Genomic DNA, 18,175 nt, shown 5'->3' with positions numbered 1-18,175 from the left:
TGTCAGTACGCGTTCCCGAGCTTCTGGGCCGCGTTCGCCGAGTCGTACTGGTCGTCGGAGATCACCACGGTCGGCGGGATCTCCTTGCCGGCGGCGAAGTCCTGCAGCGTCGAGAAGGCCAGCGGGCCGAAGCGCGGGTTGGACTCGATCACCGCGTTGTAGCTGCCGTCGGCGAGGAGCTGGACGGCGTTGCGGGTGCCGTCGATCGAGACGATCTTGACGTCCTTGCCCGGCACCTTGCCCGCGGCCTTGAGCGCGGTGACCGCGCCGATGCCCATCTCGTCGTTCTCCGCGTAGACGGCGGTGATCTCGGGGTTGCTCTGGATGAGCTGCTCCATCACGGCCTGGCCCTTGGAGCGGTCGAACTCCCCGGTCTGCTCGGCGACGATCTGGATCCCCGTGGTCGCGGCGATCTCGTCCTTGAACCCCTTGGTGCGGTCGGTGGTCACGTTGTTGCCCGACGCGCCGAGCAGGATCGCGACCTTGCCGGTGCCGCCGGTCGCCTTCACCATCTCCCGCGCCGCGCGCTTGCCCTGTTCGACGAAGTTCGAGCCGATGAAGGTCAGGTAGTCGGTGCACGGCTGCGAAGTCACCTTGCGGTCGATCGTGATGACCGGGACCTTCTTGGCCTTCGCTGCGTCGAGGGCGGGCTGGAGGCCGTCGGAGTTCAGCGGTGCCACGATGAGCAGCTGCGCGCCCCGGTCCAGCAACGACTTGATGTCGCCGACCTGCTTGTTGAGATCGCTCTGCGCGTTGGTGACCAGCAGCTTGTCCGCCGGGACACCGAGTTTCGCGGCTTCGTCCTTGATCGACTGCGTTTCGGCGATCCGGAACGGGTTCGCCTCCTTCTCCGACTGGGAGAAGCCGATGACCGCGTTCTTCACGTCCACCTGCGGATAGCCGGTCTTCTCGCGGGCGCATCCCGGTCCGGCGGCCTGGTTCGGCGCCGCCGAGGCGGCCGGTCCCGCTCCCGACGGGGCGGTTTGCTGGTTCTCACGGCTGGTGCAGGCCGTCAGCGCGAGCGCGAGGCCGGTCACCAGGAGCAGGGTGCGGCGGATGGGCAGGGACATCGATCGCTCCTCGGGGAAGGTCGAGCGCACGGATCGGCGGTGACCCATGTCACTCAAGGGGACGATGCCAGATTTACATCGTTGGTACAACGTTGTAAATCCGCCGTTCGCGCGGCTAGGCTGTGCCGGATCCATGCCGGATCTCGGGAGAGGGGAACGAGGGTGGCCACGCTCAAGGACGTCGCCAAGCTCGCGGGCGTCTCGGTCAAGACCGTGTCGAACGTGGTCAACGGCTACGACTTCGTGAAGCCGGAAAACCGCAAACGCGTCGAGGAGGCGCTGGCGTCGACCGGCTACCGGCCCAATCTCGGTGCCCGCAACCTGCGCCGCGGCCGCACCGGGTTCCTCGGGCTCATGCTGCCCGAGCTGAGCATCCCGTACTTCGGCGAGCTGGCGGGCCTGGTGCTGCAGGCGGCGCAGGAGCACGAGTGGAACGTCCTGATCGAACAGACGCTGGGCACCCGGGAGCGCGAGCGCGACGCGCTGTCCACCCTCGGGCCGCATCTGATCGACGGCGCGATCATCAGCCCGGAAGCCCTGCACACCGACGACTTCGACGATCTCGCCCCCGGTGTCCCGCTGGTGATGCTCGGCGAGCACGTCGTCGACGTCCCGATAGACCACGTCGGGATCGACAACGTCCAGGCCGCCAGGATCGCGGTGCGGCACCTGATCTCGCTGGGCCGCCGTCGGATCGCCGCGATCGGCGCGCATCCGCAGCGCCACACCGCCGCGCAACGGCTGGAGGGCTACCACCTCGCGCTCGAAGAGGCGGGCATCGCGCCCATTCCGGAACTGGTGCTCCCCGCGTTGCGGTACCACCGCGCCAACGGCGCCGAGGCGATGACGCACCTCCTCTCGCGGCCGGAACCGCCCGACGCGGTGTTCTGCTTCAACGACCTGCTGGCGATCGGCGCCCTTCGCGCCGCGGCCGAGCGTGGTGTCCGGGTGCCGTCGGACATGGCGATCGTCGGCTTCGACAACAACGAGGAGAGCGCCTACAGCCTCCCCTCGCTGACGACGATCGCGCCGGACAAGGCGGCGATCGCGCGGGCCGCGGTCGATCTGCTGCGACGGCGTATCGCGGGCGGGAGCGACCTCGAACCCGAGGACGTCCAGACCCCGTTCTCCCTCGAGATCCGGCACAGCACCATCGCCTGACACGCGTTTCGTCCTCTGGATGCGGTGGTTGCGCGTCGCAAGGACCGCATCCAGAGGACGAAACGCGGGAGTCGCTTGCGCCGGTGTCGCGGGGTCGAGCATGGTGTGTCCGTGAACCGGGCCCTGGCCGTGCTGACCGTCGTCGCGTACGTGACGTTGCCCCTCGGCTCGGCCAACTACGAGACGCTCGTGCTGCCGACACTCCTCGTCGGGCTGCTCTACGCGGCGATCGCGATCGCCGGCTTCCCCTGGGTCCAGAAGCGCGGCCGCGCGTTCGCCGTCGCCTACGTCTGCGTGCAGTTACCGCTCGGGTTCACCCTGTTCTCGCTCTCGGGCGCCGCCGTCGGCGCGATCCTGCTGCTCGTCGTCCTGATCTCCCAGACCGTCCTGCTGTTGCCCCTGCCGGCGGCGATCGGCGTCGCCGTCGTGATCCCGCTCGTCCACCTCGGGATGGAGCCGATGGACGGGCTCCGGGAAGGGCTGGGGACACTGGCTGTCATGGTCTTCGCCGCCGTGGTGACCGAGTTGGTCCAGCGGGAGAAGCGGGCGCGGGAGGAACTCGCGGAGGCGCATGAACGGCTTCGCGACTACGCGGCGCAGGCCGAGCAGCTGGCGACCACGCAGGAGCGCAACCGGCTCGCCCGCGACATCCACGACGGACTCGGCCACCATCTGACCGTCGTCCAGATGATGCTCCAGGCGGCGCGGGCGGTGATCGACACCGCGGACACGGGCCGCGTCGACACGATGCTCGCCAAGGCGCAGGACCAGGCGCGGGAAGCCCTCGCCGAGGTCCGTCGCTCGGTGTCGGCACTGCGGGAACCGCGCTCCGAACCGCTCGCGGAGGCGTTGCGGACCTTGGCCGACGAGGCCTCCGCGGCCGGGGTACCGACCGGATTCGAGGTCAAGGGCACGGCTCGGGACACCCGCGCCGAAGTGGAGGAGTCGCTGTTCCGCGCGGCTCAGGAGGGACTGACCAACGTGCGCAAGCACGCGCGTGCCAAGACCGCGACCGTGGTGCTCGACTACGCCGTCACGGATCTGATCCGGCTCGAAGTCCGTGACGACGGCCTCGGTCTCGCCGGGGAATCCCCCGACGGCAAGGGTTTCGGCCTCGTCGGGCTCCGGGAGCGGGTGGCAGGACTCGGCGGGCGGGTCGCGGTGGACTCGGCCGAAGGGCACGGCCTGACCCTCACCGTGGAGGTGCCGGGATGAGCGTCCGCGTGCTGATCGTCGACGACCAAGCCCTGTTCCGTGAAGCGCTGGCGACGCTCCTGGAGGTCCAGCCCGGGATCGAGGTCGTCGGCGAGGCGGCGGACGGGGAGCAGGCCGTCCGGCTCTGCGCGGACCTCCGCCCCGACGTCGCACTGATGGACCTGCGGATGCCGGTACTGGACGGGATCGCCGCGACCCGCCGGCTGCGTGCCGAACAGCCCGGGGTCCGGGTACTCGCGCTGACCACGTTCGATGACGACGAGGACGTCTTCGCCGCACTTCGAGCGGGCGCCGTCGGCTATCTGCTCAAAGACGTCTCGTCGACGCGGCTGGTGGAGGCGCTGGTCGCGGCGAAGCGGGGCGAGTCGGTGTTGCAGCCATCGGTCGCCGCCAAGGTCGTCGCCAGGGTGGCCCAGCTGCCCGAGGAGCCGCGGACGCGTCCCCAGCCGCTGGTCACGGCGCTTTCCGAGCGGGAACTGGAGGTGGTCCGGCTCCTCGCGGACGGCCACAGCAACCGGGAGATCGCCAAGGCGCTGTTCCTCGCCGAAGGCACGGTGAAGAACCTCGTCACGAGTGTGCTGTCCAAACTCCAGGTTCGGGACCGGACCCAGGCCGCCCTGCGTGCGAGGGAACTCGGCCTGTTCTGAGCCACGTTCGGTGAATCGAAGCTCCAGCGCCTCGCCCGTGACGATCAACGTCTCAAGCGTGGCGCTCGCGGCCCTCTGCGAGGGTCACGTGACCCCGCACATGACTTCCGGCACCTGCCGGAGTGCCCCCGGCGCACCGAACATTGCTCCCGTCGCACCGAACCGCGAGGGAGTCCACGATGAACCACACGACAGAACCGAAGACCCGTAACCGGGCCGTCCTGCACTTCACCCGGCACGCCGTCGAAATGCTCGTGGCGATGGTCGCCGGGATGATCGTCCTCGAGCCGGTCTGGTCGTTCGCCTGGCCCGGCCTCGCCGGGAACGTGACCGCGAGCGCACTGGTGATGGCGACGAACATGTCGCTCGGCATGGCGCTGTGGATGCGGATCCGGCGGCACGGCTGGGCGTCGATCGCGGAGATGTCGGCCGCGATGTGCCTGCCGTACGTGCTCTTCCTGCCGTTCTTCTGGACCGGCCTGATCTCCGGGATGGCCCTGATGACGGCCGGGCACGTGCTGATGGTGCCCGCGATGCTCGTGGCCATGCTCCGCCGTCGCGCCGAGTACGGGGTCTGACCATGCGCACCTTGTTCCGTGGCACGCTGACCGTGCTCGCGTTCGTCCTCGCCGCGCTGGCCCTTCCGCTCACCTTCGGCGGGACCACGCTGGCCGCCAGTTTCGAAAACCTTTACACACCAAGGACCGACGGGATCTCGCCACGACCGGTGCCGCGGGCGCACGATCCCGCCAAGCCGACCGCGGTCGTCGTCGTGGGGAACGAGGGCGCCGTCGTCTCCGACACCCTGGCGCCCTACGAGGTCCTGGCGACGAGTGGCGCGTTCAACGTCTACATGGTCGCTCCCGAAGCCCGGCCGGTGACTCTCACGGGCAGGCTGGACCTCGTCCCGGACCTGAGTTTCGCCGACCTCGACCGCCTGCTCGCCTCCGCCGCCCCGGACGTCGTCGTCGTGCCCGCACTCCCCGATCTCGGTGAACCGACCACTCGTCCGGTGACCGAGTGGCTGCGGCGGCAGTCCGCGAAGGGCGCTCTGCTCATGAGTGTCTGCAACGGTTCGGGAGTCCTCGCCTCGGCCGGGCTGCTCGACGGCCGCCGCGCCACCGCGCACTGGATCGGCATCGACGGCTTCGACGACGAATTCCCCGCCGTGGACTGGATTCGCGGTACCCGGTACGTCGACGACGGCAGCATCCTGACCACGGCCGGGATCCTGTCCGGGATCGACGGCGCGCTCCGGGTCACCGAGCGGATCGCGGGCATGGACGTCGCACGCCGGACCGCCGACGCGGTGGGCTGGACCCACTACTCCCCCGGTTCCGCGGCCCCGATGACACAGAACACCTTCGAGGCGGCGGACACCGTCGTCGGGTTCAACACCGCGTTCCGCTGGGACAAGCCCGTTCTGGGGGTCCTGCTGACCACCGGCATTCGGGAGCTGGAACTGACCGCGGTGTTCGACACCTACGGGCAGTCACTGGCCGTGCGCACGCTGGCCGTCGGCCTGGACGGCGCGCCGATCCAGTCGAGGCACGGGCTGACCTTCGCTCCGCGAGCCACCCCGTCCACGACGGACGACCTGGACCGGCTGATCGTGCCCGGTGCCGAGGCCGCCGCGAACCACGCCGGCGACCGCTACTCCGCGCTGTCACCGGTGTACCTGCACGGAAAACCCGGCTTCCCGTTCGACGCGGTACTCGAAGACCTCGTGCGCGTCACAGACACCGCGACGACACGCTGGACGGCGAGGACACTGGAGTACCCGACCGCGCATCTGGCACTCGCCGGTTCCGCCTGGCCGTGGACGATCACCCTCCGGCCGTTCGGGCTCGCGGCCCTCGGCCTGCTCGCGGCGTTCGGGATCCGCGCGCTGATCCGGCGCCGCGGTCAGTCCTCCACTCGCGGGCCGGGGCCGATCTCCCGGACGACGCGGTAACGCGGGTTCGCGCTCACCCGGGACTCCACCTCGCCGGGCAGGCCGTCGAGTGCCGCCTGGATGGCCTCCAGGCGGCCGTCAAGGTCCGAAGTCTCCTCGAAGCGGCTGTTCGGGAGTTCAGGATCGACCCTCCACCAAGGTGGAGATCAAGAGTGATCCGCCTCATGCGCCGGCGATCACCGAACTTCACCGAACGGACAAATTGCTCCCACCGGCCCTGGTGGTGCGGCGACGGGTCGGCAAGGATCGCCCGATGCGCGAAGGCAAGCTGTTCGACCTGATCGCCCGCGGCGGGCTCGTCTGCTACTCCGTCGTCCATCTGCTCGTCGCCTGGCTCGCCGCGCAGGTCGCTCTCGGCGACCGGGCCAAGGCCGACAAGGCGGGCGCGTTGCAGGTGGTGGTCGCGAACGGGGGCGCGTGGCTGCTCTGGCTGATCGCGGTGGGCCTCGCCGTACTCGCGCTGTGGCAGCTGAGCGAGGCGCTCACGGGACATCGGCACGTGAAGGCCCGGCGGCGGACGGTGCGCCGGATCGTCAGCGGGATCGAGGTCGTGCTCTACGGCTTGGTCTCCTACAGCGCGGTGAAGGTCGCCATCTCGGGTGCCGACGACGGGCAGTCCTCGCTGGTCGCGGACATCCTCGCCGAGTCCTATGGCCAAGCACTCGTGACCGTCGTGGGGATCGTCGTCGTCGCGGTGGCGGTGTTCCTCGCGCAGCGAGGATTCCGGAAGACCTTCGTCCGGGAACTCGATTTCGGCAGTGCCGCGGCGACGACCCGGACCACGACGATCCGGCTCGGCCAGGTCGGCTGGATCGCCCTCTCCGCCGCGTACGGAACCATCGGCGTCCTGACGATCGTCTCCGCGGTCACCTTCGACCCCGCGAAGGCCAGCGGCCTCGACGTCGCGTTGAAAACACTCGTCGCCCAGCCCTATGGCGCTCCCCTGCTCCTCGCGCTCGCGGCGGGGATCGCCGCGTTCGGCGCGTTCGCGCTGCTGGACGCGCGGTTCCGCAAGATCTGATCTGCCCGGCCCGGCGACCTGTGGCACCGTGAAGCCGTCTGGAGGTCGTGATGACAGGTGTGGTCGGACGGATCCGCGAGCAGGGTGAGGACGGGAGACGCGCACGCATCGTCGAGGTGCTGGTGGATGCCTTCGACGACCTCATGCGCGCCGACGCGGACGCGTTCCGCCGCAAGTTCCGCAAGATGGCCGCCGCGCCGTTCGCCTTCTACCGCGGCTCGGCGTGCCTGTTCTACGCGGACATGGCGGACGAACACGACCCATGGGCGAACGACGAGACCAGCCGGGTGTGGATCCAGGGCGACCTCCACGCCGAGAACTTCGGCAGCTACATGGACTCGTCCGGGACGCTCGTGTTCGACGTCAACGACTTCGACGAGGCGTACCTCGGATGTTTCACCTGGGATCTCAAGCGGCTGGCCGCCAGCGTCGCGCTGCTGGCGTGGAGCAAGGCGATCTCCGACGACGACATCGCGACCCTGATCGCGACCTATCTCCGCGCCTATGTGAAGCAAGTCCGTGAGTACGCCGATCGCCCCGGTGACGAACTCGTCCGGCTTCAGCTGGACAGCACCGAGGGCGTGCTGCACAACGTGCTGCTGCGGGCCCGGCTGAAGACCCGGATCGACCTGCTGGACGAACTGACCACTGTGGAGGATTACGACCGCCGGTTCCGGCACGGCCCGGGAGTCCGGGTGCTCGAAGAAGCCGAACGGGAGACCGCCATCCGCGCCTTCGAGTCCTATTTGGACACGATCCCCAAGGGCAAGCGGTTCGGCAGCATCACCTACCGGGTCAAGGACATCGTCGGCCGAACCGGATTCGGCATCGGCTCGGCCGGGCTGCCCGCGTACAACATCCTCGTCGAGGGACGGACACAGGCGTTGGAGAACGACGTCGTCCTCTCCATGAAGCAGGGCAACGTCGCCGCGCCGAGCCGGATCGTGGCCGAACAGAGCATCCGCGACTACTTCACCAACGAAGGACATCGCACCGCGGTCTCGCAGCGCGCCTTGCAGGCGCATGCGGATCCCTGGCTCGGTCACACGGAGATCGACGGGACCGGGTTCGTCGTCTCGGAGTTGTCGCCCTACGTCGACGACCTCGACTGGTCGGATCTGACCGAGCCCGCCGAGATGCGGCCGGTGCTCGACTATCTCGGCCGGGCCACCGCGAAGATGCACTGTGTGTCCGATTCGGACTCCGAGCAGACCCTGGTCGATTTCCAGAGCGAGGCGGCCATCGCCGAGGTGATCGGCGACCGCGAGGACGAGTTCGTCCGCACGCTGACCGAGTTCGGCATGGCCTACGCCGAGCAGTCCCGCGAGGATCACCGGTTGTTCGTGGACGCCTTCCGGGGCGGCGAAATCCCCGCCGTCCGGCCTGCCGCGAAGGGCTGACCGGACAGCGGGGAGCACACCCCGGGGCTTATTCGCGGAGGCCGATCGCCTCGATCGGCTTGGCCCGCAGCGCCACCCGGGTGGCCAGGCCGAGGGAGACCAGGCCGAGCAGGATCGCCCCGGCGATGATCCCGCCGAAGACGGTGATCGGACCGGAGGGCAACGGCGTCCCCCGCAGACCCAGGTTCAGCAGCACGAGGGGAACTCCCGCCACCACCGTCCCGAGCACCGCGGCGACCCCGACCGTCGCCAGCGCTTCGAAGCGCATCATCCGCACCACCTGGCGCTTGGTGGTACCGATGAGCCGCAGCAGCGCGAACTCCCGCGACCGCTGAGCCGTGCTCATCACCAGCGTGTTGGCCACCGAGATCACGACGTAGCCGAGGATCACGCCGACCGCGACCAGGTTGACGTAGAACTGGGCCTGCTGCTGGCCGCCGCCGGGAGCCGCCACCGACGACCCCGGGACCACCGTCAGGCCCGGATAGCGGCCTGCGAGGCCGTTCAGGGCCGCGGTCACGGTCGCCGAATCCGCGTCGGGTTGCTGACGCACCAGCACCGCGTCGTCCAGCTGGTCCCCGGTGTGCGCCCTGGCCAGGTCGGCGGGCAGCACGTAGCGGCCGAACGCCTGGTCACGGGTGTAGGTGGCGACCAGGCGCAGTTTCGCCGGAGCGCCGTCCCCGAAGTAGAACTCGACCTCGTCGCCGATCTTCTTGTCGTACCAATCGGCTTCGGACTCGCTCATCGCCACCGTGTTCCCGGTCAGATCGGTGATCTTGCCCGAGACGACACCCAGGTCGAGGGTGCCGCGCACCTGGTCGCCGTCCAGCCCCTGCGCCGCGTACCGCTCGACACGCAGGCTGTCCTGCTCCTGCACCGTGTTCAGCACCTCGGTCCGCACGACCGCGGTCGCGGCGGCCACCCCGGGGATCCGCCGCGCGGCCTCGGCGACCTCCGGGGAGAGTCCGCCGGTGCCGCTGGAGAGGATCTGGTCGGCGGTGGTCGACCGCACGGTCTCCTCCTCGCGGGCGGCGGCCCCGGTGGTCTGGCTGTAGAACATCGACAGCGCGAACGAGACCGCCAGCATCACCGGGGTCACCGCGGCGGCCAGCCGTCGTGAGTTGGCCTGGCTGTTGGCGGCGGCCAGGTATCCGCTGATCCGGGAGGTCCGGACCAGCACCGGCGCGAGCAGCCGCGTCATGACCGCGACCACCTTCGGACTCACCACGGCCAGCCCGATCACGATGATCAGCGCCGAGGACGAGGAGGCCGCGAGGGCGGCTTCACCGTTCAGGAACATCGGGACGAACGAGCCGCCGACACCGGCCACCACCAGCGCGCAGCCGATGACGAGCCGCACTCGGCCGAGTTCGCGCCGCTCCACCGCGGCCTCGCCGAGCGCCTCGACGGGACGGATCGACGACGGGCGCCGCGAAGCCGACCATGCGGCCAGCCGGGCCGTGCCCAGCCCGAGCGCCAGCGCGGCGATGAGCGGGAGCGGGCTGATCGCCAGTTCGAAGTCCGGCGGGATCACCCCGATGGCTCCGAAGGCGTTGCGCAGCCCGAAGCCCACCGCCACGCCGAGGACGCTGCCCAGCACCCCGGCGACCACCGCGACCAGCATCGTCTCGGCGCCGATGAGCTTGCGGATCTGCTGTGGTGTCGCCGCGATCGCCCGCAGCAGCGCGAACTCCCGTCGACGCTGGTTGATGACCAGCGCCAGCGTGCTGGCGACCACGAACACCGCGATGAGGAGTGCGAAGCCGCCGAACGAGCCCGCGAGCGCCATCAGCAGCATCCGGGTCTGGCTGACGTCGAGGAACTCGACCGTGCTGCGCTCGACGCCGGTCGCCACCGTCACCTTGGCGGTGCCCACGGCGTCGCGGATCTTCTCGGCGAGGTCGCCCGGCGTGACCCCCGGTTCCGCCAGCACGCCGATCGCGTGGGCCTGGCCGGGTGTCGCGGCGAGTTCGGCGGCCTTCTCCGGCGAGAAGAACAACGCGGACTGCCGGGTGAGGCCGTCACCCGACTTCGGGGCGGCGATCCCGGAGACCCGGAACTCCACAGGGGACGAGCGGACGGCGATCTTCACCTGCTGACCGACGGCCGCCCCGCTCCGCGAAGCCAGTTCCGCGTCGAGGACCACCTCGTCGGCACCGGCGGGTGCCCGGCCGTCACGAAGGGAGAACGGGGCCAGTACGGCGGCCTCCCAGTTGTGCCCCCACGACTGGCCACCTTCGGGCCCGTTCAGGACCCGGCCGTCGGCCGTCACCACGGTGGCCGGGAAGCTCTGCTCGGCCACCACGCCACGCACGCCGGGCACCGCGGCGATCGCGCCGGCCAGGGTCACCGGCACCGAGGCCTGCTCGGCGACCTGCTGGCTCGCGAGGGCGCCCGTCCCGGGCGGTTCGACCGTCTGCTGACCGCCCACGACGACCGCCGCGTCAGCGTAGCGCTGGGTCGGGACCCCCGCCCGCAGGCCGGATTCCATCAGGATGCCGCATCCGGCGACCAGCGCGGTCCCGAGGAGGATCGCGACGAACGCGCCGATGAAACCGCTCAAGCGGGTCTTCGTCGTCTGCCATGCCAGATCCCACATGACGTCACCACTCCCCGAGGTGGGTCATGCGCTCGGCGACCCGCTCGGGCGTGGGCTGCGGGAGGTGCCCGGCCAGCTTGCCGTCGGCGAGGAACAGCACGCCGTGCGCGGCCGACGCCGCGACGGGGTCGTGTGTGACCATCAACACGGTCTGGCCCATTTCGTCCACAATGGAGCGAAGGAGGTCGAGCACCTGGCGCGCGGTGCGCGTGTCGAGTGCGCCGGTCGGTTCGTCGGCGAGGACGACCTCCGGGCGGGTGATCAGCGCGCGGGCGATCGCGACGCGCTGCTGCTGCCCGCCGGACAGCTCCGACGGTCGGTGTTCGAGCCGCTTCGCGATCCCCACGCTCTCGACGATCTGACGCAGCCACTGCGGGTCGGGCTTCCGCCCGGCGAGCCGCGTCGGGAGCGTGATGTTCTGCAGCACGTTCAGCGAGGGCAACAGGTTGTAGGCCTGGAAGATGAACCCGATCCGGGTCCTGCGCAGCTCGGTGAGCGCTTTCTCCCGCATCTTGCTCAGTTCCGTGTCCCCCAGCAGCACCCGCCCCGAGGTCGGCCGGTCCAGTCCGGCCGCGCAGTGCAGGAAGGTGCTCTTGCCCGATCCCGACGGTCCCATCACCGCGGTGAACGTGCCTCTGCGCACCCCGACGGTCACCCCGTTCAAAGCCGTGACCGCGCCGTCACCGGATCCGTAGACCTTGCTCACGGATTCCAGTTCCAAGGCGCACGTGCCCCCTGCGTTCATCATTTCCCCTTAAGCGATGGTGATCTCTCCGGACTGAACCTACGGTCGCGAGGGGCCGGGATCGATCCCGCGTGAGGGAAGACTCGTGGTAGCGCTGGCACCACCATGACCGCCCCGGCGGGTAGGTTTTCCTTGTGGTAGCCGGCATGAAACCGGGCCGCCGGGTGGTGATCGTCGCGTTCGACGACGCGCAGATCCTCGATGTGGCCTGTCCCAGCGGGGCGTTGGAGATCGCGAACTCGCACGGCGCCGCGCCGCCGTATGTCGTCGAGCTGGCCACGGTCGACGGACGGACGACACGGAGTTCGTCGGGGATCATGCTCGCCGGTGCCCGGCGGCTGGCCGAGGTGTCCGGGCGGACGGACACGGTGCTCGTGGTCGGCGGCGCGGGAACGGAAGCGGCGGCGACGGACGAGCGGTTGCTGACCCAGGTGCGGCGGCTGGCCGAAAGAAGCAGGCGGGTCGCCTCGGTGTGCACGGGCGCGTTCGTGCTGGCGGCCGCCGGTCTGCTCGACGACCGGCGGGTCACCACACATTGGGGTTACAGCGGGCTGCTCGCCGCGACCTTTCCCGCGGTGACGGTGGATCCGGCCCCGCTCTACCTTCGTGACGGCAACGTCTTCACCTCGGCCGGGGTGATCAGCGCGCTGGACCTCACGCTCGCGCTGATCGAGGACGACCACGGTCCGACGCTGGCCCGCGAGGTCGCCCGTGAGCTGGTGACGTATCTGCACCGCCCCGGTGACCAGGCCCAGATCAGTACGTTCCTGGCCGCGCCGCCGCCCGGCAACCGGGTCGTGCGGGATCTGCTGGGGTACATCGCCGCGCATCTCGCCGAAGACCTGAGCCCGTCGGCACTGGCGATGCGGGCCGGGGTCACCACCCGCCACCTCACGCGACTGTTCACCGCGCATCTGGGCAGCACACCGGCTCGTACCGTGCGAACGGCCAGGACCGAAGCCGCCGCCCAGCTGGTCCGGTCCACCGCGCTACCGCTCTCGGCGGTCGCGCGGCGATGCGGGTTCGCCTCGGCGGAAACCCTGCGGACGGCGTTCCGCCGGCACTACGGGCTCAGCGGGGACACGCTTCGCAGGATGACGGACATGCCACGCCCGATCGGGACCTGAGCGCCCCAGAATTCCGTGGCATGACCAGTGCGAAGACCACCCGCAGAACAGTACTGACCGGTGTCGCGGCGGCCGCCGCGTTCGGCCTCACCACCGGGACGGCCCAGGCGGAGACCGATGGCCCGAGGATCGGCGTCCTGCTCTACGACGGCTTCAGCCTGCTGGATCCGACCGGCCCGGCCGAGGTGCTGTCCCGGCTGCCCGGCGCGACCGTCACGATGATCGCCGAGCACCGAGGTCCGGTGCGCACGGACACCCGGGACGTCGCGGTGCTGGCGGAGCGTTCGGTGGCCGAGGTGAACCGCCTGGACGTGCTGCTGGTTCCCGGCGCGGGTAACCGCGGCACGGTCGCCGCCATGGAGAACCGGGTTCTGCTCGACTGGATCCGCCGCGTCCACCGGCACACCACCTGGACCACGTCGGTGTGCACCGGGTCGCTGATCCTCGGCGCGGCCGGATTGCTCCGCGACCGGGCCACCACGTACTGGGCCTCGGCGGACTACCTGGAAAAGACCTTCGGCGTGCGCTACGTGCCCGAGCGATACGTTCAGGTCGGCAAGGTCGTCACCGCCGCCGGTGTCTCCGCCGGCATCGACCTCGCACTCCACCTCGCCTCCCTTCTCGCGGGCGAGGAAACCGCCCGCGGTATCCAGCTCGCCGTCGAATACGACCCGCGACCGCCCTTCGACTCCGGCGACGCCACGACGGCGAGTCCGGAACTCAAAGCCCTCGCGCTGAAACTGCTCGCCGATTCACAGGAGTAGGACGCGGCGTCCCAGGGATTCAGGCACCGGAATCGGCACGGCGACCAGGCACTCCTGCTGCCCACCGGGTACGGAAGACCATCACGGATCGGCGGTACGATCGAATCGGCCGGTTTCTCGGCACACGGTCTCCGTGTCCAGTCGCCAGCCGTGGAATCGTGGCTCCGTAAGCAGCATCGAGATGGTGTCGGCCGCCTCCGGACAACCCACGGCGGTACGCACCCGCATGTGGTGGAGGTCAGGGCTGATGGTGACACAGCAGGCCAGTCCCAGCTCGAGGCAAAGGCGCGCGGCGACTATCGCCGGATCGCTGGCGCCCGGACTGACCTGGCGAAGGGATATCTCGGCCACGCCTCCGTCGTTCCTTCCGTCGTCGCCCATCATGACCCGTTCCGCCGTTCGATGGTGTGCCGAGAGTGGTCAGGTAGTTGCCAGACGTGTCAGCAACCGGTCACGCAGAGGTACTCGGTGGCTCTGACCGATCTCGGCTTCACGCCGCTCGCGGAGCGTGTCTACCGCGCGCTTCTGGACAACCCGGAGCTGGACACCGCCGCCTTGTCGTCCGCTCTCGCTTGCGAAGCCGATGAGCTCGCCGCCGCGCTGACGGCGCTCGCCGAACTCGCAGTGGCGACACCGGATGACGGGGCGCCTGCCGGCGTGACGCTGAAGTATCCGGCGTCCGCGCTCGGCGAGCTGATCGAGCGTCGCGAGGACGAGCTGCTGAACCTGCAACGGAAGGTGGGTGACACCCGGGCCGAAGTCGCCAAGCTGACCGAACGGTATTCCGCCCGTCCGTGGTCGGTCGACCCCGCGACCGGGCTGGAGCGGATCGAGGATCTCGACCAGGTCCGCCAGCGGCTCTCGGAACTGGCGTTCTTCACCCGGCGCAGCGTCTGGTCGGTGCAACCCGGTGCGTCCATCAGCCGCTCGGCGATAGAGGCGAGCAAACCCCTGGACCTGCGCGGCCTGCGCCGCGGCATCGCCGTCCGCACCATCTACAACACCGGCGCGCTCGACGACGACGTGTTCCTGGACTACGTACAGGAGGTGACCGCGGCCGGGGCGGAAATCCGGGTCACGGACGATCCGATCGAGCGGATGGTCATCATGGACGACGTCGTGGCCGTGCTGCCGATCGATCCGCAGAACAGCGGCCAAGGAGCGCTGATCGTCCGCCAGCCCGGCCTCATCGTGGGCTTCCTGAGGCTGTTCCACCGGTTGTGGAACGAGGCGTCCGTGTACCCGCCGCCGAAGACCGAACCGGGCGGCCCCAGCGGCGAGGACCGCAAGGTGCTGGCGTTACTGGCGGAGGGCAGCACCGACGAGGTCGCCGCGCGCGTGATCGGCGTATCCGTCCGCCATCTGCGCCGCCGGGTGGCGCGGCTGATGACGGAACTGGGCGCGGGCAGCCGGTTCGAGGCGGGTGTCGAAGCGGCACGCCGCGGCTGGATCTGACCCCATTACAGTCACCTTGCTGCCAGCAGGTGTCCTCTTGCTGACCAGCGGAAGACTTCCGGGCATCCCCCTCACCTGACAAAGTCTGCTCAACGCAGTCGAGAACGAGGGGTGGAAAAATGAGGATCGCACAGCTCCGAAGAATCGCTATCGGTGCCCTGCTCGCGTCGGTGCTCTCGGTGGGCGCGGCGGCACCCGCGCTCGCCGACGACGTCCCGAACCCGGCGGACCCGCCGGGCACGGGTTTCATGTGGGACTGCGGGGGTGTCCGCTCGGCCACGCCTTGTCCTCCCCCGTCGGGCAACAGCTGATCCCACCGCGGTTTCTCTCGCGAGGGTTCGTCGTCCTGAGGGGGAACGATGACAGCGCACGATAGCGGTGTGTTCAGCGAGCGCCACGGTGTCCTGGACGGGTTGACCGCCATGGCACACGGGGCCGCTCCGGTGCGGATCGCCGTGGTGACCGGGGAGGCGGGCAGCGGGAAATCGACCCTGCTGCGCGCTTTCCTGGACAAGGCCGCGGACGGTGCCGACGTGCTGTACGGCCGCTGCGATCCGTTCAGCGCCGCACGGCCGCTGGCACCGCTGTTCGACCTGGCCCGGTCCGGTGGCGTGGCGCTGACCGCGCCCGCCGTCGGCCGCGCCGAACTGTTCGACGGATTCCTGACCGCCCTGCGCGGTCGTACCAGGCCGGCGATCCTCGCGCTGGAGGACGTGCACTGGGCGGACGACGCGACGCTCGACCTGCTGTCGTTCGTCGCGCGCAGACTGGACGAGGTCGACGCCTCGATCGTGGTCACGTACCGCGATGAGGAGATCGGTGGGACGCACGGGATCCACGCGGTCCTCGCCGGGATGCCGACGGACCGCATCCGCCACTTTCCCTTGCCCGCCTTGGCGGAGAAGACCATCGAAGCCTTGGCGGCCGAACTGTCGACGACCGTCGGCGAACTGCGACGGCAGACCGGCGGGAACCCGTTGCTGATCGGTGAAATCGCCCGGCACGGGGACGCGGCCGCCGAGTCGATCAGACTGCGGGCACTGGTCGCCTCCCGGCTCGCCGTCGCGGATCCGGCGGCGATCGATCTGGTCAACCAGGTCTCCGTGAGTCCCGACGGGGTCGAGGCGGGTCTGCTCGCGGGCCGCGAGGACCTGCTGGACACCGGTTTGCTGGAGCAGCGGGAAGATCGGCTCTTCTTCCGTCACGAGCTGCTGCGCCGGGTGGTGGAACGCGCTTTGCCGGAACATCGCAGGCGTGCGCTCCATCGGCGGCTACTGGCAGAACTGTCCACAACGGACTCCGCCGATACCGGCCGGTTGATCCGGCACGCACGGGCCTGCGGAGACCTGGTCGCGCTGGCCGGGTATCACCGGGATCTGGGCCGGATGACGGAGGCGAGAGCGGCCGCCTCCGATGCCGAATCGGCCGCCGCCGCCCGAGGGGCGAGTACCCAGCTGGTCGCGGCCCGCTGTGTGCGCGCCGAGTTGGACGTCCTGGCAGGCAGGTACGCCGAGGCGGAGATCGCCGTCCGGCACACGGTCGACCTGGCGGGGAAACTGGCGCACCCGCTCGGTACCGCCCAAGCCGAAGCGGTGCGCTCCCTGGTCGCATACGGCAAGGACCCTTCGGCCAGACCGGATCTGCTGAACGCCGTTCGCCGTCTTCAAGACCACGGCAAGGTTGCCGACGCCGTCCGCTTCCTGACCCAGCTGTGTTCGGACGAAGCCGGACGGCGCGAACTCGCTTTGTGCGACCGCGACCTGGTGCGCGCGTTCGCCCTCGCGACCGGACATCGGCTCGCCACGCGTCAACTGCTCTCGATTCGGTCGTGGTCGCGCTTCGCTTCGGGTGACTGGGCGCGTGCGGAGGAGGACGCGCTCGCCGCCGGGGAACTCCTGCCCGCTCGTTGTGTGCTCGCGCGGTTGAACGCTCGCCGGGGCGGCCCGGTGTCGCTCGCGGCGAACACGGATCCCGAACTTCCGCGCGATCGCGTGCTGCTCGCCGTCGCGCGGGCCGAGTCCGCGTGGCTCAGCGGCGATCGCGGTCCCGAAGCGGACGAGCTGCGGCCGGTGTTCCGGCTGGCCTTGCGGGCAAGACACCCTTGGTACGCCGGGGAGCTGGCGCTGTGGTTGCGGCGGGCGGGGGAAGTGACGCCCGCCCTCGACTGGTTCGCCGAACCGTACCGGTTGCTGGCCGCCGGACAGTGGCGGCGAGCGTCGGACGCCTGGACCGAACTCGGCTGCGCCTACGAGAGTGCCGACAGTCTGGCGATGAGCGGCGAACAAGGCGCGTTGCGCGCACTCGAAATATTCGACGGGATCGGGGCCGGCGGTGCCGCGCGGAGGGTTCGGCAATACCTGCGGCGTAACGGTGTCCGCCGGATCCCGCGCGGGCCCCGTCCGGCGACGGCGGCGAATCCGGCGGGGCTGACCCGCCGCCAGGCCCAGGTGCTGACGTGTGTCGCGTCCGGGCTGAGCAACGCGGGCATCGCCGAACGCATGCACCTTTCGGTCCGCACGGTGGATCACCACGTCGCCGCCATCTTGACCAAGCTGGCCGTGGGTTCCCGGCGCGCCGCCGTGTCCGCCGCGATCGACCTCGGCATTCTTCCGGAGTTTTCGGTGGGCGGCACCGGCCGCTGAGCGCGCCTGCCAACCATTCACGAAACCAATATAGGCAGAAATTGCCCATGTGCCGACGGCGACCCGGGGATAGATTTGTTTCACCGGATGAAAACTTCCGGAAAGTTCACTTGGTTTCCGTGAAAAAGGGAGAAGAAATGAACCTCAATCTGGACGACCTGAACCTGGACGAGCTCGACGTCACGTCGCTGCGCGACACCGTCGCGCTGCCGGAAACCGCGGCTTCCAGCGGCACCAACAGCGGCTCGTGCGGCAACACCGGTTCGTGCACCGACCCCGTGTGATCTCACCGGGACTCTGACGAACAAGTGCCACCCCGGCGGCGACCGCCGGGGTGGCACCTCTCCTCGGTGAAGAAAACGGCAGGAAGGAGCG

Annotated in this window: 17 protein-coding genes; 13 read left to right on the top strand and 4 right to left on the bottom strand. The window is 69.7% G+C overall.

Annotation, left to right across the window (positions count from 1 at the left end):
* Nucleotides 1-2 precede the first annotated feature (2 nt).
* Nucleotides 3-1,070, bottom strand: coding sequence for an ABC transporter substrate-binding protein (locus tag L324_RS21975; RefSeq protein ID WP_037311678.1), 1,068 nt, complete (start codon nucleotides 1,068-1,070; stop codon nucleotides 3-5).
* 162 nt (nucleotides 1,071-1,232) lie between these two features.
* On the opposite strand from L324_RS21975, the gene L324_RS21970 reads away from it, so the two are divergent.
* The 7 genes from L324_RS21970 to L324_RS21940 all read left to right on the top strand — a co-directional run bounded on the left by L324_RS21970 (nucleotide 1,233) and on the right by L324_RS21940 (nucleotide 8,468).
* Nucleotides 1,233-2,231, top strand: a complete 999-nt coding sequence (locus L324_RS21970; RefSeq protein ID WP_037311675.1) for a LacI family DNA-binding transcriptional regulator — start codon at nucleotides 1,233-1,235, stop codon at nucleotides 2,229-2,231.
* A 111-nt stretch (nucleotides 2,232-2,342) separates the two neighbouring features.
* A complete protein-coding gene (locus L324_RS21965) occupies nucleotides 2,343-3,446 on the top strand; it encodes a sensor histidine kinase (RefSeq protein WP_173426388.1) in 1,104 nt (367 codons plus the stop codon).
* On the top strand, nucleotides 3,443-4,093 hold the full coding sequence (locus L324_RS21960; protein ID WP_037311670.1) for a response regulator transcription factor: 651 nt from the start codon (nucleotides 3,443-3,445) through the stop codon (nucleotides 4,091-4,093). Before L324_RS21965 ends, L324_RS21960 begins: the two co-directional genes overlap by 4 nt.
* Nucleotides 4,094-4,272: 179 nt before the next feature.
* Nucleotides 4,273-4,671, top strand: coding sequence for a hypothetical protein (locus tag L324_RS21955; protein WP_037311666.1), 399 nt, complete (start codon nucleotides 4,273-4,275; stop codon nucleotides 4,669-4,671).
* A gap of 2 nt (nucleotides 4,672-4,673) precedes the next feature.
* Entirely contained in the window at nucleotides 4,674-6,047 is a 1,374-nt protein-coding gene (locus tag L324_RS21950; protein ID WP_037311663.1) for a DJ-1/PfpI family protein, read from the top strand.
* 253 nt (nucleotides 6,048-6,300) lie between these two features.
* Nucleotides 6,301-7,068, top strand: a complete 768-nt coding sequence (locus tag L324_RS21945; RefSeq protein WP_081736443.1) for a DUF1206 domain-containing protein — start codon at nucleotides 6,301-6,303, stop codon at nucleotides 7,066-7,068.
* Nucleotides 7,069-7,118: 50 nt separating this feature from the next.
* Complete coding sequence (locus tag L324_RS21940; protein WP_037311661.1) at nucleotides 7,119-8,468, top strand: DUF2252 domain-containing protein; 1,350 nt, start codon at nucleotides 7,119-7,121, stop codon at nucleotides 8,466-8,468.
* A gap of 28 nt (nucleotides 8,469-8,496) precedes the next feature.
* On the opposite strand, the gene L324_RS21935 is transcribed toward L324_RS21940, so the two are convergent.
* Both L324_RS21935 and L324_RS21930 read right to left on the bottom strand, forming a co-directional pair.
* Nucleotides 8,497-11,067, bottom strand: a complete 2,571-nt coding sequence (locus L324_RS21935) for an FtsX-like permease family protein (protein ID WP_081736425.1) — start codon at nucleotides 11,065-11,067, stop codon at nucleotides 8,497-8,499.
* A gap of 4 nt (nucleotides 11,068-11,071) precedes the next feature.
* Complete coding sequence (locus L324_RS21930; RefSeq protein WP_037312482.1) at nucleotides 11,072-11,812, bottom strand: ABC transporter ATP-binding protein; 741 nt, start codon at nucleotides 11,810-11,812, stop codon at nucleotides 11,072-11,074.
* Between the two features lie 146 nt (nucleotides 11,813-11,958).
* On the opposite strand from L324_RS21930, the gene L324_RS21925 reads away from it, so the two are divergent.
* Together L324_RS21925 and L324_RS21920 are read left to right on the top strand one after the other, a co-directional pair.
* The gene (locus tag L324_RS21925) at nucleotides 11,959-12,939 is read left to right on the top strand and encodes a GlxA family transcriptional regulator (protein ID WP_037311658.1); all 981 of its coding nucleotides are present in this window, start codon (nucleotides 11,959-11,961) and stop codon (nucleotides 12,937-12,939) included.
* A gap of 20 nt (nucleotides 12,940-12,959) precedes the next feature.
* A complete protein-coding gene (locus tag L324_RS21920) occupies nucleotides 12,960-13,703 on the top strand; it encodes a DJ-1/PfpI family protein (RefSeq protein WP_037311657.1) in 744 nt (247 codons plus the stop codon).
* 81 nt (nucleotides 13,704-13,784) lie between these two features.
* On the opposite strand, the gene L324_RS21915 is transcribed toward L324_RS21920, so the two are convergent.
* On the bottom strand, nucleotides 13,785-14,087 hold the full coding sequence (locus L324_RS21915; RefSeq protein ID WP_037311655.1) for a hypothetical protein: 303 nt from the start codon (nucleotides 14,085-14,087) through the stop codon (nucleotides 13,785-13,787).
* 84 nt (nucleotides 14,088-14,171) lie between these two features.
* Here L324_RS21915 and L324_RS21910 point away from each other — a divergent pair, with 84 nt between their 5' ends.
* From L324_RS21910 to L324_RS42460, 4 genes are all read left to right on the top strand, one after another.
* A complete protein-coding gene (locus L324_RS21910; protein WP_051174032.1) occupies nucleotides 14,172-15,158 on the top strand; it encodes a helix-turn-helix domain-containing protein in 987 nt (328 codons plus the stop codon).
* 119 nt (nucleotides 15,159-15,277) lie between these two features.
* Nucleotides 15,278-15,469 carry a hypothetical protein gene (locus L324_RS42465; protein WP_152546953.1) on the top strand — a complete coding sequence of 64 codons (192 nt, stop codon included), beginning with the start codon at nucleotides 15,278-15,280 and terminating at the stop codon, nucleotides 15,467-15,469.
* Nucleotides 15,470-15,517: 48 nt separating this feature from the next.
* Nucleotides 15,518-17,800: an AAA family ATPase gene (locus L324_RS21905; RefSeq protein ID WP_081736424.1), complete on the top strand. Its 2,283-nt coding sequence runs from the start codon at nucleotides 15,518-15,520 to the stop codon at nucleotides 17,798-17,800.
* Nucleotides 17,801-17,937: 137 nt separating this feature from the next.
* Nucleotides 17,938-18,084, top strand: a complete 147-nt coding sequence (locus L324_RS42460) for a thiazolylpeptide-type bacteriocin (protein ID WP_152546952.1) — start codon at nucleotides 17,938-17,940, stop codon at nucleotides 18,082-18,084.
* The last annotated feature ends 91 nt before the right edge of the window (nucleotides 18,085-18,175 follow it).

Source organism: Amycolatopsis orientalis DSM 40040 = KCTC 9412 (assembly GCF_000478275.1).
Taxonomy (GTDB): Bacteria; Actinomycetota; Actinomycetes; order Mycobacteriales; family Pseudonocardiaceae; genus Amycolatopsis; species Amycolatopsis orientalis.
Note: the sequence above shows the minus strand (reverse complement) of the source record. Positions and strands in the feature narration are given on the sequence as shown.

Excerpts from the sequence above, each read along its gene's own strand:
- L324_RS21975 (WP_037311678.1), bottom strand. The coding sequence starts at position 1,070 with ATGTCCCTGCCCATCCGCCGCACCCTGCTCCTGGTGACCGGCCTCGCG.
- L324_RS21960 (WP_037311670.1), top strand. The coding sequence starts at position 3,443 with ATGAGCGTCCGCGTGCTGATCGTCGACGACCAAGCCCTGTTCCGTGAA.
- L324_RS21955 (WP_037311666.1), top strand. The coding sequence starts at position 4,273 with ATGAACCACACGACAGAACCGAAGACCCGTAACCGGGCCGTCCTGCAC.
- L324_RS21950 (WP_037311663.1), top strand. The coding sequence starts at position 4,674 with ATGCGCACCTTGTTCCGTGGCACGCTGACCGTGCTCGCGTTCGTCCTC.
- L324_RS21945 (WP_081736443.1), top strand. The coding sequence starts at position 6,301 with ATGCGCGAAGGCAAGCTGTTCGACCTGATCGCCCGCGGCGGGCTCGTC.
- L324_RS21940 (WP_037311661.1), top strand. The coding sequence starts at position 7,119 with ATGACAGGTGTGGTCGGACGGATCCGCGAGCAGGGTGAGGACGGGAGA.
- L324_RS21935 (WP_081736425.1), bottom strand. The coding sequence starts at position 11,067 with ATGTGGGATCTGGCATGGCAGACGACGAAGACCCGCTTGAGCGGTTTC.
- L324_RS21930 (WP_037312482.1), bottom strand. The coding sequence starts at position 11,812 with ATGAACGCAGGGGGCACGTGCGCCTTGGAACTGGAATCCGTGAGCAAG.
- L324_RS21925 (WP_037311658.1), top strand. The coding sequence starts at position 11,959 with ATGAAACCGGGCCGCCGGGTGGTGATCGTCGCGTTCGACGACGCGCAG.
- L324_RS21920 (WP_037311657.1), top strand. The coding sequence starts at position 12,960 with ATGACCAGTGCGAAGACCACCCGCAGAACAGTACTGACCGGTGTCGCG.
- L324_RS21915 (WP_037311655.1), bottom strand. The coding sequence starts at position 14,087 with ATGATGGGCGACGACGGAAGGAACGACGGAGGCGTGGCCGAGATATCC.
- L324_RS42465 (WP_152546953.1), top strand. The coding sequence starts at position 15,278 with ATGAGGATCGCACAGCTCCGAAGAATCGCTATCGGTGCCCTGCTCGCG.
- L324_RS21905 (WP_081736424.1), top strand. The coding sequence starts at position 15,518 with ATGACAGCGCACGATAGCGGTGTGTTCAGCGAGCGCCACGGTGTCCTG.
- L324_RS42460 (WP_152546952.1), top strand. The coding sequence starts at position 17,938 with ATGAACCTCAATCTGGACGACCTGAACCTGGACGAGCTCGACGTCACG.